Source organism: Flavobacterium reichenbachii, from assembly GCF_002217435.1.
Lineage (GTDB): Bacteria > Bacteroidota > Bacteroidia > Flavobacteriales > Flavobacteriaceae > Flavobacterium > Flavobacterium reichenbachii.
Map to the genome: position 1 here is coordinate 299,635 of NZ_MUHF01000002.1, position 22,054 is coordinate 321,688.

Below are 22,054 nucleotides of genomic sequence, written 5' to 3' on the forward strand. Positions count from 1 at the left end.
CTATGCCTGAAGATAGCATTGACCAAATTAATTTCGAGGAAATTAATGAACAGGCGATTTCAAAGCCTTTAGTATCACACATGTATACCGCCGACCCTTCGGCTCATGTATTTAATGGTAAAATTTATATTTATCCGTCACACGATATCGATGCTGGAATTCCGTTTAATGATGATGGAGATCATTTCGGAATGGAAGATTATCATGTTTTTTCAATGGATAGTATTTCATCAAAAGCAGTAGATAATGGTGTTGCACTGCATGTAGACGATGTTGCCTGGGCAGAAAAACAAATGTGGGCGCCGGATGCAGCTCATAAAAACGGAAAATATTATTTGTACTTCCCAGCCAAACGCGCCAATGGAATTTTTCAGATTGGCGTTGCGACTGCAGATGATCCGGCAGGACCTTTTAAACCGGAACCCGATGCTATAAAAGGAAGTTACAGTATAGATCCGGCAGTTTTTGAAGACGAAGATGGCAAACATTATATTTATTTTGGCGGTATCTGGGGCGGACAACTTCAGAAGTATCGAAACAATATCTACAACCGGAATAATGAAGAACCGCAGGCAAGAGAAACTGCTCTTGGACCAATTGTAGCTTTGCTTACAGCTGATATGCTGGAGTTTGCAGAAGATCCGAAGGAGATAGTAATACTTGATCAAAATGGAGAAGCGATACTGGCAGGTGATAATAATCGTCGCTTTTTTGAAGCTTCCTGGGTGCATAAATACAACGGAAAATATTATTTTTCGTACTCTACAGGTGATACGCATTTTATCTGTTATGCGATCGGAGATAATCCGTACGGACCATTTACGTATCAGGGAAGAATATTAAATCCCGTTGTGGGCTGGACATCGCATCACTCTATTTGTGAAGTCGAAAACGAATGGTACTTATTTTACCACGATTCCAGTCTTTCAAAAGGAATAACACATTTGAGAAGTATGAAAGTAACCAAAATCGATTATTTAGAAGATGGTTCAATCATCACTATTGATCCGTATGGAATTAGAAGATCGATAGATTGAAAGTTTTTTTCTAAGGAAGAACATTTAAAACCTATGTGATAGCTATAGATCGTTTAAATTTAAATAAACAGAATTATACATTAGGTTTCCCTTAATTTTTTGACCAATACCATTTTTACTGTGGCTTTACAGCTGATAGTACTAACAACTTTAATTAAAAAACATGAAATTTTTTATAGATACAGCCAATTTACAAGACATAAGAGAGGCTCAGTCATTGGGTGTTTTAGACGGCGTTACAACAAATCCGTCGCTCATGGCCAAAGAAGGCATTTCCGGAAAAGATAATATTTTAAAACACTACCTTGATATTTGTAACATTGTAGACGGCGATGTTTCTGCTGAAGTTATTTCGACAGATTTCGACGGAATGATTAGGGAAGGAGAAGAACTGGCAGCGCTCCATCCGCAGATTGTGGTTAAATTGCCTATGATTGCAGACGGTGTAAAAGCATGTAAATATTTTTCGTCTAAAGGAATAAGAACAAATGTTACTTTGGTTTTTTCTGCGGGTCAGGCATTATTGGCAGCCAAAGCAGGCGCGGCTTATGTTTCTCCTTTTTTGGGAAGATTAGATGATGTCTCTACCGACGGAATGCATTTAATTGCTGAAATAAGAGAAATCTACAATAATTATAATTATCAGACACAGATCCTTTCTGCGTCGATCAGGCATACGATGCATATTGTAAATTGTGCAAAAGCAGGATCTGATGTTATGACAGGACCTTTATCGGCAATCAAAGGATTATTAAAGCATCCTTTAACAGATATTGGTTTGAATCAATTTGTGGAAGATGCTAAAAAAATGAATTTGTAGAATTCTATTAATGTATTGCTAAGTAGATCATTATCTTTTTTAATTTTTCTGTCCAATGAAAGAGCTTTTTTAAATTAATTTTAAAATAGCTCTTTTTTTTTGTTTATAACAACCGATTGTTTTTATTGTAGTGATTTCTTACTTATTTGATTATCATTAGTATAGTGATTATTGAATGACGGAAGCTAAATATTTTTAAAGTGCTGATTTAACAAGCTATTCTTGTGAAATTGGGTTTGTTTTCTTGTTCGCACAATACTTTAATTCACTTTTTTTTCTTTTATATTTTTTTTAATAAAACACAAAAAACATCATATAATTATTAAAATTAGCAATAAAAGGAATTGTTAAAATAGATATTTGTTATTTTATTTTGATATAAATTATATACAATGTTTTTTTAGTGTTGTTTTTTTAATTATTTATTAAAAAAAAATACAAACAACCGATTGTGTATTAGTTGTTTTTTATATATTTGTTACCAATACACTTATTAACTAAACCAACAGAATATTAACTAACTAAATTAATTTTTATGACTAACCTTATTGTTATAAGTAAAACAAAGCATTTTAAATGCTTTTGTTTTTTAATCTTAATGTTTGCGTTATCAATACATTCAAATGCGCAGACAAAAGTTACAGGAGCAGTATCTGATGGCGCTGGGCCTATTCCCGGGGCTAATGTGAATTTAAAGGGTGCAAAAACTGGAGTAAGCACTGGTTTCGATGGAACTTATTCTATTGATGTACCTTCTAACGGTGTACTTGTTTTTAGTTTTTTGGGTTTAAAAACAAAAGAGGTAACCGTAAATGGACAAACTATTATTAACGTAAAACTTGAAGAAGATTCAAATGCTTTAAAAGAAGTTGTAGTTATTGGATATGGAACTCAGGTAAAGGAAGCCGTAACAGGATCTGTAGCCTCAATTGGAGGAAAACAATTAAGCGAAGTTCCTGCCGCAAATATTACTCAGGCATTGCAGGGAAGACTGCCTGGAGTAGAATTGACACAAACTTCTTCAAAACCCGGAGCGGCAATGCAGATACGCATACGAGGAACCAGATCATTGACGGGAAGTAATGACCCTTTAATTGTTCTTGACGGAGTTCCCTTTGCAGGTTCAATAGGAGATATCAATCCTGTAGACATCAAATCTGTAGATATTTTAAAAGATGCCTCTGCGACGGCTATTTATGGTTCTCGTGGTGCAAATGGAGTGATATTAGTAACCAGTAACAAAGGGCGTAAAAATCAAAAAGCGACATTTAATTATAATGGTTTTAGCGGTATTAAGCAGGTTTTTGGCAACTATGATATGATGGATGGAGCTAAGTTTGCTGCACTTCGTGATTATACCGGTTTATATACAGATGGTATTGATGAATCAAGAGGCACAAATACAGACTGGCAGAAATCGCTTTACGGATCTGGTGAAATGATTAGTCATGATGTGAGTGTTTCCGGAGGAAGTGAGCGCGGCTCTTATAATGCAGGTTTAGGATATTATAAAGAAGAGTCGGTTTTGCCGGGGCAGAAATTTGAGCGCTTTAGTCTTAGAGCAGGTGTAGACCAGCAGTTAGGATCTTCTTTTCGTGTAGGATTCAATACAAACAGCAATTATGCTGTTACCAATGGAGATAATATTGGTACAGGTACAATTTTAGCAACCTCTCCGTTAGCCAATCCGTATAATGCAGATGGTTCGTTAAAAAGAACCGTTAGGATGGCAGCAGATGATCAATGGGTGTACACCCGAGAATCTATTAATAATCTGAATGAATCATATGTCAATTTAACCAGAGCTTTTAGTTCGTATAATAATATTTTTGCTGAATTGAAGATACCCGGAGTAGAAGGTTTAAAATACCGTATGAATACCGGATTGAACTTTCGTATATCCAATAGCGGTTATTATGAAGGACAAGGTGTTTTTGATGTAAATCCTGCCACCATATCAAATGCTTCTATTAGTAATACTTTATCAACACAGTGGCTTATAGAAAACTTGCTGACCTACGATAGAACTTTTGCACAAAAGCACACTATTAATTTTGTCGGATTATATTCGAATGAGCAGTTTACAGGAAATACTTCGCAGATATCAAGAAACGGAATTACTTCTGATGCGTTTCAGTTTTATAATTTAGGACAAAGTGAAGAAGAAGCAGTGATCAATCCCGCAAATCAGGATTATACACAATGGGGTTTGACATCTTACATGGCTAGACTGATGTACTCGTATGATAATCGTTATTTTATCTCAGGTACAATTCGTTCAGACGGATCATCAAGATTATCTGATGGAAATAAATGGGTAACTTATCCGGCCGTTTCTGCAGGATGGACCATTTCTAATGAATCTTTCATGAAAAAGATTTCCTGGATTAATTTACTAAAATTACGTGCAGGATATGGCCAGACGTCTAATCAGGCTGTTAATCCTTATGCTACTTTGGGCGCTCTAAGCACAAGACCGTATAATTTTGGAACCACAAACTCCACAGGTGTATATGTTACCGAACTGCCGAATCCGGATTTGGGATGGGAGTTTTCTACCACATGGAACTACGGATTAGATTTTGGATTCTTCAACAATCGTTTATCGGGTACTATTGAATATTATAAAACACACACAAAAGATCTTTTGCAGAGAGTTGGACTTCCGGCAACATCTGGTGTAAGCAGTTATGTTGCAAACGTTGGAGAGACTGAAAATAAAGGTTACGAAATATCTTTAAACGGAGTCATTTTGGACAATCCAAAAGGGTTGACTTGGACTGTTGGATTCAACTTATATGCAAATCAGAATAAACTGGTTGCACTTGCTTCCGGATCTCAAAGAGACGAGAGTAATTCTTGGTTTGTAGGCTATAATATTAACTCTATTTATGATTATCAAAAAGTAGGTATTTGGCAGGAAGGTGATCCTTATATGTCTGTACTAGAGCCGGGACCAACGGGTATCAATCAGCAGGGAACGGTTGTTGGGTCTATCAAAGTTAAATATACCGGAGGTTTTAATCCAGACGGAACCCCAACTCGTGCAATTAATGCAAGTGACAGACAAATTATAGAAACAGATCCTGACTTTCAGGGAGGTTTCAATACAAACTTAACTTACAAAGGTTTTGATTTTTCTGCTGTTGGAGCATTCAAAAGCGGGGGTGTATTAGTTAGTACACTTTATGGAGGAGCAAGTTATCTTAATCTTCTTAACGGCCGCCGAAGCAATGTTGATGTAGATTATTGGACACCAGATAATAGAGATGCAGAATTTCCAAATCCAAGAGGAATCAGAAGCGGTGATAATCCAAAATACATGTCGACAATGGGATATTTTGATGCATCGTATGTAAAAATTAGAGCATTAACTCTTGGTTATACATTGGATCAGGAATTTATGAGAAACTTAGGTATAGAAAAACTGCGCGTTTATTTTACGGCTCAAAACCCTTTTGTTCTTTTTTCACCATACCACAAACAATCAGGAATGGATCCGGAAACCAATTCGTACGGTGACGAAAATCAGGCTGTAGCGTCATACCAGCGTAGATTTCTGGTTATTGGAACAAATACTCCAACAACGAGAAACTATTTATTCGGACTTAATTTAACATTTTAATCAAGAGAATCATGAAACGATATATTTTTAAAAATTTAGTTATAGGATCAGTAGTTTTGTTCTCCTTTGCAGGCTGCTCTGATATTTTAGAAGAAAAGCCGCATGATTTTTACGAACCGGGTTACTTTAAAACAGAACAGGGAGTAATTCAGGGATTAACCTCGCATTATGCACACCTTCGTTACATTTACGGACAAGCCTATTTTTATAATGCCTGCCAAACCGGTACCGATGAAGCAACTTATGGACAGCAGGCCGATGGGAATTTCAAAGATCACGATCTATCCGGAGTTGGAGTTATAAATCCTAACTCAAGCCGTTCCGACGTTTTGTGGAATAATTCATATAATGATATAAATACAGCCAGCGGTATTATTGATAATGGAGCCGCAGTGGGTGTCTCCGCCAGCCTTATAGCAGAATCTAAGTTTTTTAGAGCTTTTGATTATTTTTTGCTCGTGCAGACTTTTGGAGGTGTGCCTTTAGATTTAGGAGCAGGCGAACTCAAATTTAACAGCAAGCCTTCCAGATCTTCAAAACGAAATACCGTTACAGAAGTTTACACAAAAGCCGTTTTTCCAGATCTTTTAGCTGCAGTAAACGAACTGCCGGATGCTCCTAGATTAACAGGTACAGCAACTAAAACTCTGGCTCGTTTAATATTAGCTAAAGCCTATTTGACATACGCATGGTGGCTGGAAAATCCAAATAATATTCCCACCTATCCGGAAACGCCTAGAACAGATCCGGACGGACATAATGCACAATGGTATTTTCAACAGGCTTATAATATTGCCATAGAAGGAATTAATAATCCGGGACCGTATGCATTACAGAATTATTTTTATGATGTCAGCTTAGGATCTAATGACCGTAATAAAGAAATGCTGCTTTATGCAGACCATACAGAAGACAGCGAATATTACAACGGAGGAAGTCTTTCCTACGGCAGCGGCGGTGCTCCAGATAATTTTGCAGGCTGGATGGGAACATGGAATTATACAGCCATAAGAAGTAAAAATGCATCAGGAGCATCGGTATCTACAGTGCAGCGTGCGGCAGATCAGTTTTTAGGCCGTCCGTGGGTAAGAATGGTGCCGCCTATAGAAGTTATTACCAATACTTTTGCAGATAAAACAAATGATTCGAGATATGATGGAACATTTGCAGCTGTTTACCGCGGCAACTGGAATCTTATAGGAACCGGATTAACCGATGTGGCAACCTTATATAATGCTAATGGCTTACCTGTAAAACCAGGTGATGCGATTCTAACTTTTCTTAATGAAGAACCGGCTGCACCAATTACCTATCCTTCTGGAGCAGGTGACAGCGGTGTTGGCGCCGGAATTTTACCAGGAAGAGCAGATTATGTAATTTCTCCTTTAGGAATAAGCAGAATAGTTTATCCGGGTTTATGGAAATTAGGACCTTATCGTACAGATAATGCCGGAGGATTAGGACAGCCAAATGCCGGAAGTACCAGACCGTTTCCTGTAGCCAAATTTTCAGAGCTTTATTTTGTTGCCGCAGAAGCTGCAGTAAAAGGAGCTTCTGGCGCTGCATCTGCCAGAAATCTTATAAATGTAATCAGAGCCCGTGCAGGAAAATGGCGCTGGGACAATAATGGTAAAGTGGCAAAAAATGCAGACAACAGCGTTGCATTAACAAATGCAACTCCTGCAGTAATTGATATTAACTATATTCTGGCAGAACGTTCTCGCGAATATTACGGTGAAGGTTACCGCTGGTATGATTTGGTAAGAACTCAAAAATGGAATGAACTGGCTGGAAAATATTCTATTGGCGGTTCAAATTTTGGTCAGCATACACCACAGGTAGTAACAAGAACAATTGATGCCCACCATTATTTGAGACCAATTCCACAAGGACAATTAGATGGTATGGAAATGTCGGCAGCAGACAAACAAGCTTATCAGAATCCTGGGTACTAATATTTAAAATTTTCCAGCAAATTAAATAATTATTTATAGGTTTTAGTGTGCCTATGTCATGATTTAAGTTTGTGTTAGTTGGAAGCCGAGGGATAATACTCTCGGCTTTTTATGATTTTCTGAAATATTTAGTACATAATACACCATAACAATGATTACAAGAAAAATATTTTTTGTGCTTACAGTACTTTTTCTGTGCTCTTTTCATGGCATGGCACAGGGAAATATTCCTAAAAAAGAACAATCCAAAAAAGGTCCGTTTTTTTCTAATGTTACTTACACAGGAGAGGATGAGATCTATAAAAATAACCCTTTAAAACCAGACGAATTTTATACTCCAATACTGCAGGGATGTTATCCCGATCCTGCCATTACAAGAAAAGGCAGCGATTACTACATGGTATGTTCTTCATTTGCCATGTTTCCGGGAGTACCCATTTTCCATTCTAAAGATTTGGTAAACTGGACAGATTTAGGAGGCGTTTTAAATAATATAGATGAATTTAATCCGCATGATACAGGAATAAGCCAAGGCGTATATGCTCCGGGAATAACCTACAACCCTCATAACGATACTTTCTATATGATTGTAACGGCATTTTCAGGAGGGCTGGGCAATATTATAGTAAAAACAAAAGATCCTATGAAAGGATGGGGAAGTCCTATAAAATTAGGATTTGATGGCATTGATCCGTGCATATTTTTTGATGATGACGGAAAAGGCTATGTAGTTCATAATGACGCACCCGATAAAGGCAAAGATTTGTATCAGGGACATCGCGTCATTAAGGTTTGGGAATATGACGTAATGAATGATAAAGTTATTCCCGGCACAGATAAAATTATAGTAGACGGAGGCGTAGATCTCTCTAAAAAACCGATCTGGATTGAAGCTCCTCATTTGTACAAAAAAGACGGACGTTATTATCTAATGTGTGCCGAAGGTGGTACAGGAGGTAATCACAGTGAAGTTGTTTTTGTAAGCGACAGCCCTAAAGGACCATTCAAACCATCATCCAGTAATCCGATTCTGACACAGCGTTATTTTCCAAAAGACAGAGCACAAAAAGTAGACTGGGCTGGACATGCTGATTTAATTCAAGGACCTGATGATAAATATTACGGAGTTTTTCTAGGTGTTCGCCCTAATGATAAAGATCGAGTGAATACAGGCCGTGAAACCTTTATCCTGCCAGTAGATTGGTCAGGTGTTTTTCCTGTTTTTGAAAACGGACTTGTGCCCTTAGAACCAAAACTAAAAATGCCTCAGGGAGTTACCGAAAATAAAACAGGCAAAGACGGATTTTTCCCCAATGGAAACTTTACGTTTATTGAAAATTTTAATTCTAAAAAACTAGATTACAGATGGATTGGATTAAGAGGACCTCGTGAAAATTTTATTTCTATAACAAAAAAAGGACTGCAGATTAATCCCTTTAATGTAAATATTAAAGAGCTTAAACCCACTTCAACGCTTTTTTACAGACAACAGCACAATACCTTTTCTTTCACAGCAACTTTAGATTACAATCCTTCATCTGAAAAAGAACTGGCAGGAATTGTAAATCTGCAAAATGAGCGATTTAATTATGTATTTGGTGTAACTAAAAAAGGAAAAGATACATATATCCTGTTACAAAGAACAGAAAGTGGACAGTCAAAAATTATCGCAAGTGCTAAAATTGACAATATAAAAAACATTCGTCTTCAGGTAAAAGCAGCGGGTGATAGTTATGAATACAGCTATGCTCTTAATGGTGCTGATTTTGTAAATTTAGGAACAGCAGTTTCAGGAGATATTCTGTCAACAAATGCAGCCGGAGGTTTTACGGGAGCATTAATAGGATTGTATGCTACAACAGCAAATGATGCGCAGCCACAATAAGACAGGATTTATTTTAATTTGAATTAACAACAAAACCTTAATTTTTAATACATGAATTTAAAAAGAAGATATATAAAATCGATTGTCCTTTTAAGTTTCCTGTTTTTAATTGCAGGTTGCAAATCCAGTTCATCAGTATCCAAAAAAGACCATCAAAATTGGACAGGCAGCTGGGCTTCGGCTCAAATGCTGGTTGAACCAAACAATATGCCTCCATCGCCGGGACTTGCACAGCATACACTGCGTCAGATTATTAAAGTATCATTGGGAGGCAAACGTATTAAATTACGATTTTCTAATTTGTTTAGTGATCAGCCTACAGTTTTGAAATCTGTAAGTGTTGCCAATGTAATTGATGCGCCTGTTATTGATCCAAAAACGCAGAAGATGCTTCTGTTTAATGGAAATTCAGAAATAACACTCGAACCTGGACAAGAAGTGTTTTCAGATGCTTTTGATTTTGAATTACAACCGGGACAGCTTTTAGCGATTACGATTCATTACGGAGAAGTTTCCTCAAAAGTATCCGGTCATCCTGGTTCACGCACGACATCCTACATTTTAGAAGGAGATCAAAACAACAATGCCTCTTTTGCCGGAGCTGTAAAAACAGACCATTGGTATTCTATTACGGGGTTGGATATTTGTGCCGATAATGATGAGGTTAACGTAGTTTGTCTGGGAAATTCAATTACCGACGGACGCGGCTCAGGAACAAATAAACAAAACCGCTGGACTGATATTTTGGCAGCACGTCTAAATGCAGACAAAAGCACGCGTCATATTGGAGTATTAAATTTAGGAATCGGAGGAAATTGTGTTCTAAAAGGAGGTCTGGGACCTACTGCATTGGATCGTTTTGGCAGAGATGTGCTTTCTCAGGCAGGAACAAAATGGCTCATTATTCTGGAAGGCATAAACGATATTGGCGGTATTAAACGTGCCGAAGATGCCCCCATCAGAGCCAACGAACTAATCGAAGCGTATAAAGTCATGATAGAAAAGGCGCATTCTAAAGGGATTAAAGTGTATGGATGTACAATTTTACCATTTCAAAAATCATTCTATGACGCGCCTTTCAAACAAGAAGCGAGAGACATTGTCAATAACTGGATTCGTAGCAGTAAAAACTTTGATGCTGTTATTGATTTTGATAAAATAATGACTTCAGAAATAGGCTCAAAAACCATTTCATCAAACCTGCACGACGGTGACTTTTTGCATCCAAACGAACTCGGTTATCTCACAATGGGACAAGCGATAGATTTGAATTTATTTAAATAAAATTGTGCGTGGCTTAGCAGTTTGTTTACAAATTTATCGGCCAGCATTTAATGTTTTTTGACACTAAACAAATTATAAAATGGAATCAATAATTAGATTTTTTGCATTTGCAGTTTTATTTTCAATCGGACAAAAAGCGTATTCGCAAGATCCTAACTTTCAGGTTTATTTGAGTTTTGGCCAGTCTAATATGGAAGGCAGTGCAAAAATTGAACCGCAGGATGCCACCGGAATTGATGATAGATTTCAGGTTCTGGAAGCAGTCAACTGTCCGGAAATTGGTCGAAAAATGGGGGAATGGTATAAAGCTGTTTCCCCATTATGCCGCTGTACTACAGGATTAACACCAACAGATTATTTTGGAAGAACCATGACCGAAAATCTTCCCAAAAATATAAAAATAGGTATCATTAATGTTGCAGTTGGCGGTTGTAAGATTGAACTTTTTGATAAAGATAAATCTGAAAGTTACATCTCGACAGCACCAGACTGGATGAAAGGCATGATCCAGCAGTACGATGGCAATCCTTACAAAAGATTAGTAGATATGGCTAAAATTGCCCAGAAAAAAGGGGTAATCAAAGGGATATTAGTACACCAGGGAGAATCGAATACAGGTGATACACTTTGGACAAAAAAGCTAAAGATTGTATATGATAATTTAATGAAGGACCTGAATTTAGATCCAAAAAAAGTACCGCTGCTTTCTGGAGAAACGGTCAGCGAAGACCAGAATGGAAAATGTGCGAGTATGAATAAAATTATTGCCACATTACCGCAAACCATACCAAATGCCTACGTGATTTCATCTAGTGGCTGCAAAGCTGCATCAGATTATTTGCATTTTACAGCAGATGGTTACAGAGAATTAGGAAGGCGTTATGCTGTAAAAATGCTTTCGTTATTAGGTTATAAAATATACAATGGCAAAGAGTTTATTACGGTTCAGGGGCCTATTGGTTTTGATCAGTTAAATTCAGATGCGGCGCAAGGAAAAATTGAAACCATCACTTATGAATCTAAAACGGTAGGATCTACACGAAGAGCCACTATTTATACACCGCCGGGATTTAATAAAAAGAAAAAATATCCTGTATTATATCTTTTACACGGAATAGGTGGCGATGAAAAGGAATGGCTGAACGGAGGAAATCCGCAGATTATATTGGATAATCTTTATGCCGATGGAAAAATTGAGCCTATGATCGTAGTAATGCCAAATGGCCGGGCAATGAAGGACGATAGTGCTTCAGGAAATATTATGGCTCCAGATAAAATAAAAGCCTTTGCAGTATTTGAAAAAGACCTTTTAAATGATTTAATTCCTTTTATTGAAAAAAAATATTCGACTTATAAAGACAGAGAACACCGAGCGATTGCAGGTCTTTCAATGGGGGGAGGTCAGTCTTTGAATTTCGGATTAGGGAATTTAGATAAATTTGCGTGGGTGGGTGCATTCTCCGCAGCACCAAATACAAAAATGCCGGAGGAATTACTTCCAAATCCGCAGGAAGCAAAAAAGAAACTTAAATTACTGTGGATTTCTTGTGGCGATAATGATGGACTTATTGGCAACAGCAGGCGAACGCACGAGTATCTTTATAAAAATGACGTACCTCATATTTACTATATTGAGCCGGGTGTTCATGATTTTAAAGTCTGGAAAAATGGTTTATATATGTTTTCTCAGTTTTTATTTAAGGCAGTAGATCAGTCTAATTTTGCTGCATATACGATTTTGGGCGAAGCTGCGCAGACCAATATTCGAAATAATAAATATCCTCAAATTCTACCGGACAACCGCGTTATTTTTAAGATCAAAGCGCCAGAAGCTTCAAAAGTGCAAATAGATTTAGGACGAAAATATGATATGCTGAGAGATGAAACGGGTTTATGGACCGTTACCACAGATGTTATAAACAAAGGATTTAATTATTACTCTTTGATTATTGATGGTGTGGCTGTGGCTGATCCGGCAAGTGAATCGTTTTATGGAATGAGCCGCATGGCTTCGGGTATCGAGATTCCTAATAAAGAAGGAGAATTCTACGATTTAAAAATGGTTGCGCATGGCAATATTGTAATCAAAAAATATTTTTCAAAAGTAACGAATTCCTGGCGTGAAATGTATGTGTGCACACCGCCCGGTTATGAAACAGGTGGTGAACAATATCCGGTTTTGTATCTGCTTCATGGCGGAGGTGAAGATCAGCGAGGCTGGTATGCTCAGGGAAAAGCAAATTTAATATTAGATAATTTGATTGCCGAAAATAAAGCAAAACCCATGATCATCGCAATGCTGGACGGCAATATGGGAAATACAGGCGGCGTGGCAGGTTTTAATGAAAATGCACTAAAAGCTTTTGAAAATGAATTGAAAACCGGAGCAATACCTTTTGTAGAAAGTAATTTTAAAGTCGCAAAAGACGCTGAAAGCAGAGCTTTGGCCGGATTATCAATGGGAGGCTTGCAAACGCTTTATGCGGGCGTTAAAAATTCTGACTTGTTTTCTTATATAGGCGTATTCAGTTCGGGTTGGTGGGCAAATAATACAACTTTATCTGATCCACAATATGAATTTATGAAAAACAATACCGCGTTAATTAATTCAAACCTTAAAGAATTTTGGATTTCGATGGGCGGCATAGAAGATATTGCTTATGAAAATTGCAAAATAATGATGAAAAAGTTCGACCAGCTCGGAATCAAATACAAATACAGCGAATATTCTGGCGGACATACGTGGCCAGTATGGAGACACGATTTATCGATGTTTGCGCCATTATTGTTTCAGAATAAATAAAGATTAAAAAAAAAGTAATTGAATTGCATAATACTAAAGTTCATGAAGACATTTTCAAAATATATCCTCACACTTCTTATCGTTTTTAGTTCTGGTATTTTAAAAGCGCAGTCGTTTATTACAACTCAAAAAGAGAACAATGTTATTACAATAAAAGAGAAATCTTCACACTTATATTTTCTTGTCAGCAGCGGATCTGATGCCGGAGTTTTGCGTGCAATCACTAATTTACAAATAGATTTTGAGAAAGTGACTGGAGAAAAACCATCAATCTTAAATCAGAAACAAAATGCATTATCGCCATTAATTATCATTGGAACAATCGGAACCAATTCTGTGATTGATGATTTAGTTAAAGCAAATAAAATCGATGGAAAACAACTCAAAGGTAAAAACGAAAAATTTATCATTCAAAACATAAAAAATCCCTTTAAAGGAATTGAGGAAGCCATCGTTATTGTGGGAAGCGACAAGAGGGGAACCATTTACGGAATATATGAGTTGTCCAAACAAATAGGTGTATCTCCCTGGTATTATTGGGCAGATGTTCCTGTAAAAAAAAATGAAACTATTTATTTTATAAAAGGAATTTATACAGATGGAGAACCCGCCGTAAAATACAGAGGGATTTTTCTAAATGATGAAGCTCCGGCATTGAGCGGATGGGCAAAAAAAACTTTCGGAGGATTTAACAGCAGTTTCTATGAGAAAGTTTTCGAATTGCTGCTGCGTTTAAAATCCAATTATATCTGGCCTGCCATGTGGGGTAGTGCTTTTTATGATGATGATCCTGCAAGCGGGCCTCTGGCAAATGAAATGGGCATTATTGTGGGAACATCGCATCATGAACCTATGGCTTTGGCACAAACAGACTGGCATCGTTATATTAAGAAAAACAATCTTGCTAATGTTTGGGATTACTCTAAAAATAAAGAGGTTTTAGATCAATTCTGGAAAAGCGGTATCCAGCGTAGTAAAAACTGGGAAAAACTGGTAACGGTAGGAATGCGCGGCGATGGAGATGAAGCAATGAGCGAAGGAACAAATATCAGTCTGCTGGAAAATATCGTAAAACAACAGCGCCTTATTATTGAGAAAGAAACAGGAAAATCACCAGAAAAAACACCTCAGGTCTGGGCTTTGTACAAAGAAGTTCAGGATTATTACGATCAGGGAATGCGCGTGCCTGACGATGTAATTTTATTATTTTGTGATGACAATTGGGGAAATGTGCGCAAACTTCCTGATTTGACCAAACCGCTGCACAAAGGCGGTTACGGAATGTATTATCACTTTGATTATGTGGGAGGACCCCGAAATTCAAAATGGATAAATATTAGTCCGATACAAAGAGTCTGGGAGCAAATGAATCTCAGTTATGAGCATGGCGTCGATAAGGTTTGGATTGTAAATGTTGGGGATCTTAAACCAATGGAATTTCCGATAAGCTTCTTTTTAGATATGGCATGGAATCCAAAGAAATTCAATTCTCAAAATCTTTTTGAATTTACCGAAAGCTGGGCTGTCCAACAGTTTGGAAAAAAGCATTCTAAAGAAATCGCAGTTTTATTAAATACATATCCAAAATTCAACAGACGCGTTACCCCAGAAATGCTGGACAGCAATACCTACAGTCTGGAAAATTATAATGAATTTGAAACCGTTGTAAATGATTATAAAAATTTATCCCTCGATGCGTATCGAATTTACAATGATATTCCAAATGAATATAAAGATGCTTATTTTCAGTTGGTTTTATATCCTATAGATGCCTGCAGCAATCTTTATGAAATGTATTATGCACAAGCCAAAAATAAAAAACTGGCTGCAGAAGAAAACATTCTGGCCAATACGTATGCAGATCAGGTTAAATTTAATTTTTCGAGAGATTCTATTTTGCAGCATAAATACAACAATGAAATTTCAGGCGGGAAATGGACTCATATAATGGATCAAATGAGAATTGGTTACAAAGCCTGGCACGATACTCCCAAAAATATTCTCCCAAAAATCAGCTATGTTACTAAAACAAGTGAGACAGCACAAAAAGTATTTTTAGAGAAAGAAGGGTATGTTTCTATAGAAGCCGAACATTTTTCTAAAGTAAATAATTCAGACAAAATTCATTGGGAAGTAATTCCGGATTTCGGAAAAACAAAAAGCGGTATAACGGTATTTCCTTCAAATTTATATCCAGATTCGAAGGAAAATATTTTTGTTGAATATGAAATGAATTTTACTTCTACAGGCGATTTTAAAGTAGAACTGCTTTTGGCTCCTACACTTAATTTTAACAGCAATAAGGGACTGCGTTATGAAATTTCTTTTGATGGAGAAAAACCGCAGCAGGTTAATTTTAACGCAAATTATCGTGGCGAGTTAGGAAAATGGCAGGCAGAACACATGATTCATTCTGTAACTTCACATAAAATTCTAAAAACAGGAAGGCATACCTTGCGATTTAGAGTCTTAGATCCCGGAATCGTATTGCAGAAAATTTTGATTGATACTGGTGCATTAAAATCTTCTTATCTTGGAGCTCCTGAAAGTGCAAGCATCCTTCAGGATAAATTTTAAGTTTATAAAATATTGAAAATGAAGCAATCTATCCTGTTTGTATCCAGAAAATTAATAAGATTGATTATGGTGAATTTTAAAGTAAAATACAGAAGATTATTTTGTTCAGCGGTAGTATTTGTTGGATTTTCGGCAGTTGCCCAGCTGAAAACTTTTCCTCTTCAGGAAGTAAGATTAAATGCAGGTCCGTTTAAAAATGCACAAGATGTTGATCTTAATTATATTCTTGCCTTAAATCCCGATAAACTTTTGGCACCTTATCTAATAGACGCCGCTTTACCTGTAAAATCGGAACGGTATGGCAATTGGGAAAGTATGGGTCTTGACGGTCATATTGCAGGTCATTATTTATCAGCTTTATCCCAGATGTATGCCTCTACCGGAAATACAGAGCTTAAAAACAGATTAGATTATATGCTTTCTGAACTGTCCCGCTGTCAGGAAAAAAATGGAGACGGTTATGTGGGAGGCATTCCTCAAGGAAAGGTTTTTTGGAAACGAATTCATAATGGAGACATCGACGGAAGTAATTTTGGATTGAATAATACTTGGGTTCCCATTTACAATATTCATAAACTTTTTGCCGGTTTAAACGATGCGTATCAATATACCGGAAATGAAAAAGCAAAAGAGATTTTAATAAAATTAGGAGATTGGTTTATTCAGTTAATTGAGCCGCTTACAGAAGAGCAGATTCAAAATATTTTAAAAACAGAACACGGCGGCATCAACGAGTCTTTTGCAGATTTATACCTAATTACAAAGGATAAAAAATACCTCGAAACAGCACAAAAAATTTCGCATAAATCCCTTTTGAATTCTTTATTAAAAAAAGAAGATAAACTTACCGGTATGCATGCCAACACCCAGATACCAAAAGTTATTGGTTTCGAAAAAATAGGATCTGTTTCTGGAAACAAGCAATGGCACGAAGCGGCGGCTTTTTTCTGGGATAATGTTACGCAGAAACGCAGTGTAGCATTTGGAGGTAATAGCGTTGCCGAACATTTTAATGCTATTGATGATTTTAGCGGTATGCTGAAATCGAATCAAGGACCAGAAACGTGTAATTCGTATAATATGGAACGTCTGAGTAAAGCCTTGTTCCTGCATAAAAACGATATAAATTATCTCGATTTCTATGAGCGTACACTTTACAATCACATTCTTTCGAGCCAGCATCCTCAAAAAGGAGGTTTTGTATATTTTACTCCAATTCGACCGAATCATTATCGGGTATATTCTCAGCCAGAAACCAGTATGTGGTGCTGTGTAGGATCAGGGCTGGAAAATCATACCAAATACGGCGAGTTAATTTACAGCCATACAGACAATGCTGTTTTTGTGAACCTTTTTATCGCGTCAGTTTTAAATTGGAATGAAAACGGAATTGAAATAGAACAGATAACAAAATTTCCTTATGAAAACAGTTCAGAACTCGTTTTAAAAGTTAAGAAATCTAAAGTTTTTGATTTAAACATTCGTCATCCTAAATGGGCAGAAGATTTTAAAATATTCATAAACGGAAAAGAACAACAAATCGAAGTAAAAACATCTGGTTATGTTACACTTACCAGAAAGTGGAAATCTGCCGACCGCGTAAATATCATATTCAAAACCAAAACTCATTTGGAGCGCCTGCCCGACGGCTCTAATTGGAGTGCTTTTGTAAACGGACCAATTGTTCTGGCGGCTAAGACGTCTGCACAAGCATTAGACGGATTATTTGCAGATGACAGCCGAATGGGACATGTTGCAGCCGGAAAATACATTCCGATCGACAAAGCCTACACATTAATAGGAGATGAAGCCAGTTCTATTTTACGATTAAAGGAATTAGGAAATATGCATTTTGCTTTGGATTCATTAGAATTAGAACCTTTTTTCGAACTGCATGATGCTCGTTATCAAATGTATTTTCAAATTTTTTCGGAAAAAGAGTATAAAGAAAAACAACAGAAAATGCGTGAGCAGGAAATAAAAGAACTCGCTCTTGAAAGTGCGACAATAGATAAAATTAACTGCGGAGAACAGCAGCCCGAAGTTGATCATTTTTACAGAGGAGAAAAAAGCGATTCGGGTTATGACGAAGGTAAATTTTGGAGAAGTACCAAATCGTATATTTCATACCAAATGATAAATAAAAATGCATCGGGAAAGTTTTTGGATATAACTGTTCTGGATCAATTTAAAATGGATCAAATCAGCATTCTTATTAATGATAAACCTGCTAAAATAATTTCTTTAGAGGATAAAAAAATCAGATTGGATATGGAAAAAAAGGAAAATATCAGCATTAAAATAGTAGTAAAGGAAGGAATGTCCAGTCCAAAATTTCATCAATTACGAATTTTATAATGCTTCTGCATATGGATCAATTTCATTTTGTAAATAGTTTTAAAATTTTATACGACAGCAATACTATGAAAATAAAAAATATTTTTTTGTACGTTGTTTTAATTGCAGTGCTAAGTTGTACCAGCAATTATGCCCAGCAGAAAAAAGCACAGAATCCGGTAATTTTTGCAGATGTGCCTGATCTCTCGATAATAAGAGTTAACGACACTTATTACATGAGCAGCACCACGATGCATATGAATCCGGGGCTGCCGATCATGAAATCGAAGGACTTAATAAATTGGGAGCTTTTAACTTATGTATACGAAACACTGGAAGACAGTGATGACCGTTTAAATCTGAATAACGGAAAAAATGACTACGGAAGAGGTTCATGGGCGAGCAGTCTTCGTTATCATAATGGCATTTATTATGTAAGTACTTTTTCTGGGACAACTGGAAAAACGTATATTTTTTCAACAAAAGATATTGAAAAAGGATCTTGGAAGAGAATAGTTTTAAATGAATCGTATCATGATCATTCGATTTTTTTTGATGATGATGGCAGCGTTTATATGGTTTGGGGAGCAGGAAAATTGCAGATTATAGAGTTAAATTCTGATTTGTTGGCGGTTAAAAAAGAAACAAAAAGAGTATTGATTGAAAATGCCAGTGCGCCCGCCGGAAACAACATCATGCTTCAGTCTGAAGGTTCTCAGCTTTTTAAAGTAAAGGGTAAATATTACCTGTTTAACATAACCTGGCCCAAAGAAGGCATGCGAACGGTCGTTATTCACAAAGCCGATAATCTCTCCGGACCTTGGGAAGGAAAAGTGGGGCTTCAGGATTTAGGTGTTGCACAGGGAGGACTTATTGATACTCCAGACGGAAAATGGTTTTCGTATTTGTTTAGAGATTTTGGAGGAGTAGGGAGAATTCCTTATTTCGTTCCCGTACAATGGGAAAACGGCTGGCCCATTTTGGGTGAAAATGGAAAAGTTCCTCAATATCTGGATTTGCCTGTCAGCAAAGGCTTAATTCCGGGAATAGTGAGCTCTGATGATTTCAGCCGTAAAAAAGGAGACAGAGAACTGCCGTTAGTCTGGCAGTGGAATCATAATCCGGATAATTCCTCTTGGTCTGTAAAGGAAAGAAAAGGATATTTAAGATTAAGAACGGCTTCGGTTACAAACACATTAACTCAGGCTAAAAATACTTTGACACAAAGAACTTTTGGTCCTGAATGTTCGGCGTCTGTATTATTGGAAGTTTCTAAAATGAAAGAGGGTGACTTTGCGGGACTTTCTTTATTACAGAAAGAATTTGGACTTTTAGCTGTAAAAGTTGAGAATGGTTCAAAAAAAATGGTCATGCTTGATGCCGTCAAAGGGAATCAGAGGGAAGTCGAAAGTGTTTCTTTACTTCAGGATAAAGTATATTTTAAAGTCGTATGCGATTTTAAAGATAAAACAGATACAGGCAGATTTTTTTACAGCTTAGATGGTAAAAAGTGGACCAGTATCGGAAACCCAATAAAAATGCCCTATACAATTCCTCATTTTATGGGATATCGATTTGGGTTGTTCAACTATGCCGTTAAAGAACTCGGAGGTTATGTCGATTTTGATTATTTCCATCTTGAAGATCAAGCGCAGGAATAAAACGGTTCTCAAAAAATCAAATGAGAATCTAATCTATCGTTGAAAGTAAAGCTGATTTTAAAAATATAAATAATTATCTTTCAGTTTATTGTATAAAAATAATTAATCTAAAGCGTTTATGAATTTCAAATACAGTTTATGTCTATGCCTGTTTGTTTTTTTTAAATTAAATGCACAATCAGTTGTAAAAAGTCCTGACGGAAAAACTAAAGTTAGTTTATTCATCACCAACGGAATGACTTTTTACAGTGTTTCCTATAATGATAAAACATTTTTAGAAAAGTCTCCGCTGGGTTTAAAAACCAATGTCGGCGATTTTACAACAGAATTAGTTTTAAAAGCCGATGCAGTGCAGAATAAAATTGATGAAAACTATCAGCTTCCGAATATTAAGAACAGCAATGTGCATTATGAAGCAACAGAAGCTATTTTTTCATTCACCAAAAACAATAAAGAAGCTCTCGATATTGTGTTTAGGGTAAGTAATAATAATGTTGCTTTTAAATATAAAATAAAACCGCAAAATGACGCCCGAGCCTGTGTTGTACAGGAAGAAGCTTCTGGTTATCTACTGCCGCAAGGAACAACTACATTTCTCTGTCCGCAAAGCAAATCTATGACAGGATATGCCAGAACAGCGCCAAGTTATGAAACTTCCTATGCTTTGGATGCTCCGATGGGAAAAAATGGTATTGGAGAAGGGTATACATTTCCATGTCTTTTTAAAGTCAATACTAACGGATGGGTTTTAATATCCGAGACAGGCGTAGACAGCGGTTATTGTGCCAGCAGGTTAATTGGTAAGGACAAAGGATTATATACAATAGGATTTCCTATGGAAGGAGAAAATAACGGCAACGGGACAACTGCACCTGGCATTCCGCTTATTGGTGAAACTCCTTGGAGAACCATTACAATAGGCGAAAACCTTGCTCCAATAGTAGAAACTACAATACCATTTGACTTGGTTAAGCCAAAATACGAAGCTTCTAAAGAATACAAATACACCAAAGGGTCGTGGAGCTGGATAATGAAAATGGATAATAATACTACTTATCCTGTACAGCAGCAATACATTGATTTTAGCGCTTCAATGGGGTATGAAACCATTTTGATCGATGCGCTCTGGGATACTCAGATAGGAAAAGATAAAATAGCAGAGCTGGCCCATTATGGTGACCGAAAAGGAGTTGGTTTGTATTTGTGGTACAACTCCAATGGCTATTGGAATGATGCTCCTCAAGGTCCTAGAGGCATGATGGAAAATGGAATAATACGCCGTAAAGAAATGGCGTGGCTAAAAAGTATTGATGTAAAAGGAATAAAAGTTGATTTTTTTGGAGGTGATAAGCAAGTTACCATGAAGTTATACGAAGAGATTCTAAAAGACGCCAATGATTTTGGATTAATGGTTATTTTTCACGGTTGTACACTGCCTCGGGGATGGGAACGCATGTATCCAAACTTTGCATCCAGTGAAGCTGTTCTGGCTAGTGAAAACCTTCATTTTGGCCAGGCAAGCTGTGATCAGGAAGCGGTTAATGCTTCGATACATCCTTTTATTCGAAATGCGGTAGGAAGTATGGATTTTGGAGGAAGTGCCTTAAATAAATTTTACAACAGCGAAAATACTCCCAACAAAGGGTCCAAAAGAATGACTTCTGATGTATTTGCTTTGGTAGCTGCAGTGCTTTTTCAGAGTGGTGTACAGCATTTTGCTTTGGCGCCAAATAATTTAACAGATGCGCCTGCATGGGCAGTAGATTTTATGAAAGAAGTACCGACCACTTGGGATGAGGTGCGCTTTTTAGCAGGATATCCCGGCAAATATGTGGTGCTTGCCCGAAGAAAAGGAACAAAATGGTACATAGCTGGAGTAAACGGGCAGAAAGAAATACTTAGCATAAAAATAAAACTGCCAATGATTGCTTCTGGCACAACTCTAAAATACTATTTTGATGACGAGAACTTAAACGGAAAACTTAAAACCCTGAAATTTAACGGCAGAGAGATTGAAGTAAAAATTCCTTCTAATGGGGGAATATTGTTGTTGAATTAACAAAGAGTATA

General features: G+C 36.8%; 11 protein-coding genes. All 11 read left to right on the forward strand.

The genetic code is table 11. The features are described from left to right. Nucleotides 1-2 precede the first annotated feature (2 nt). The 11 genes from B0A68_RS03470 (at nucleotide 3) to B0A68_RS03520 (ending at nucleotide 22,043) form a co-directional block, all read left to right on the forward strand. Entirely contained in the window at nucleotides 3-1,037 is a 1,035-nt protein-coding gene (locus tag B0A68_RS03470) for a glycoside hydrolase family 43 protein (RefSeq protein WP_035683307.1), read from the forward strand. Between the two features lie 163 nt (nucleotides 1,038-1,200). Next, on the forward strand, nucleotides 1,201-1,857 hold the full coding sequence (fsa, locus tag B0A68_RS03475) for a fructose-6-phosphate aldolase (RefSeq protein ID WP_035683309.1): 657 nt from the start codon (nucleotides 1,201-1,203) through the stop codon (nucleotides 1,855-1,857). A gap of 535 nt (nucleotides 1,858-2,392) precedes the next feature. Further along, nucleotides 2,393-5,482 carry a SusC/RagA family TonB-linked outer membrane protein gene (locus B0A68_RS03480; protein ID WP_035683310.1) on the forward strand — a complete coding sequence of 1,030 codons (3,090 nt, stop codon included), beginning with the start codon at nucleotides 2,393-2,395 and terminating at the stop codon, nucleotides 5,480-5,482. Between the two features lie 11 nt (nucleotides 5,483-5,493). Next, nucleotides 5,494-7,437, forward strand: a complete 1,944-nt coding sequence (locus B0A68_RS03485) for a RagB/SusD family nutrient uptake outer membrane protein (protein ID WP_035683312.1) — start codon at nucleotides 5,494-5,496, stop codon at nucleotides 7,435-7,437. A 151-nt stretch (nucleotides 7,438-7,588) separates the two neighbouring features. After that, the gene (locus B0A68_RS03490; protein WP_035683313.1) at nucleotides 7,589-9,322 is read left to right on the forward strand and encodes a glycoside hydrolase family 43 protein; all 1,734 of its coding nucleotides are present in this window, start codon (nucleotides 7,589-7,591) and stop codon (nucleotides 9,320-9,322) included. 51 nt (nucleotides 9,323-9,373) lie between these two features. Then, entirely contained in the window at nucleotides 9,374-10,606 is a 1,233-nt protein-coding gene (locus B0A68_RS03495; protein ID WP_035683315.1) for an SGNH/GDSL hydrolase family protein, read from the forward strand. A gap of 79 nt (nucleotides 10,607-10,685) precedes the next feature. After that, nucleotides 10,686-13,409 (forward strand): alpha/beta hydrolase-fold protein, encoded by a 2,724-nt coding sequence (locus B0A68_RS03500; RefSeq protein WP_084679023.1) that lies wholly within the window; start codon nucleotides 10,686-10,688, stop codon nucleotides 13,407-13,409. Nucleotides 13,410-13,451: 42 nt separating this feature from the next. Continuing rightward, entirely contained in the window at nucleotides 13,452-15,986 is a 2,535-nt protein-coding gene (locus B0A68_RS03505; protein WP_035683317.1) for a glycosyl hydrolase 115 family protein, read from the forward strand. An 18-nt stretch (nucleotides 15,987-16,004) separates the two neighbouring features. Continuing rightward, nucleotides 16,005-18,344: a glycoside hydrolase family 127 protein gene (locus B0A68_RS03510; RefSeq protein WP_240475239.1), complete on the forward strand. Its 2,340-nt coding sequence runs from the start codon at nucleotides 16,005-16,007 to the stop codon at nucleotides 18,342-18,344. An 11-nt stretch (nucleotides 18,345-18,355) separates the two neighbouring features. Then, nucleotides 18,356-19,984: a glycoside hydrolase family 43 protein gene (locus tag B0A68_RS03515; RefSeq protein WP_240475240.1), complete on the forward strand. Its 1,629-nt coding sequence runs from the start codon at nucleotides 18,356-18,358 to the stop codon at nucleotides 19,982-19,984. A gap of 118 nt (nucleotides 19,985-20,102) precedes the next feature. Then, nucleotides 20,103-22,043: a glycoside hydrolase family 97 protein gene (locus tag B0A68_RS03520; protein WP_035683321.1), complete on the forward strand. Its 1,941-nt coding sequence runs from the start codon at nucleotides 20,103-20,105 to the stop codon at nucleotides 22,041-22,043. Nucleotides 22,044-22,054: the final 11 nt, after the last annotated feature.